General features: G+C 43.3%; 1 pseudogene. It reads right to left on the bottom strand.

Annotation, left to right across the window (positions count from 1 at the left end):
- A pseudogene (locus ACFILL_RS09505) lies at nucleotides 1–247 on the bottom strand (filamentous hemagglutinin); the annotation flags it as partial.

Here is a 247-nt window from a genome sequence, read left to right as displayed (position 1 = left end):
TTCTCCATGCCTCGTTCCCAGGACTACTCCCTGAAGGGATCTTATCAAAAGTAGCAGGATTTCCACCAAACTTTATACCAACAAAGTCATATGCGTGGTTTTCTAAACCGACAGAGGTTTGCTTGCCATCACTTAAATAATCGAGTGTATTAGCCATCGATTGAGCGTTGTAAGCTGGACCAAAAAGATTGATACTCGTGTTGCCTGCTATACCGTGAATACCACGCTTTTCAAAGTCATGCATCCC

It is taken from the genome of Bartonella sp. AP20NXHL, from assembly GCF_042196165.1.
Classification (GTDB): Bacteria; Pseudomonadota; Alphaproteobacteria; order Rhizobiales; family Rhizobiaceae; genus Bartonella.
The sequence above is the reverse complement of the archived record's forward strand: the minus strand, read 5'-3'. Positions and strand labels throughout refer to the sequence as shown.